Origin of the sequence: Bacillus pfraonensis (assembly GCF_050768835.1) — a bacterium.
Taxonomy (GTDB): Bacteria; Bacillota; Bacilli; order Bacillales; family Bacillaceae_G; genus Bacillus_A; species Bacillus_A pfraonensis.
The window spans coordinates 1-402 of sequence record NZ_JAHCDO010000101.1; the positions used below are offsets into that span (position 1 = coordinate 1).

At 52.0% G+C, this 402-nt stretch carries 1 rRNA gene; it reads left to right on the top strand.

Annotated features, from left to right (window positions below):
* A 23S ribosomal RNA gene (locus tag KFD70_RS29285) occupies window positions 1-402 on the top strand; the annotation flags it as partial.

The window sequence follows — 402 nt, forward strand, 5'->3', positions numbered from 1 at the left end:
CGGCGAGCGAAACGGAATCTAGCCCAAACCAAGAGGCTTGCCTCTTGGGGTTGTAGGACATTCTATACGGAGTTACAAAGGAACGAGGTAGACGAAGCAGTCTGGAAAGGCTCGTCACAGAGGGTAACAACCCCGTAGTCGAAATTTCGTTCTCTCTTGAATGTATCCTGAGTACGGCGGAACACGTGAAATTCCGTCGGAATCCGGGAGGACCATCTCCCAAGGCTAAATACTCCCTAGTGATCGATAGTGAACGAGTACCGTGAGGGAAAGGTGAAAAGCACCCCGGAAGGGGAGTGAAAGAGATCCTGAAACCGTGTGCCTACAAATAGTCAGAGCCCGTTAACGGGTGATGGCGTGCCTTTTGTAGAATGAACCGGCGAGTTACGATCCCGTGCGAGG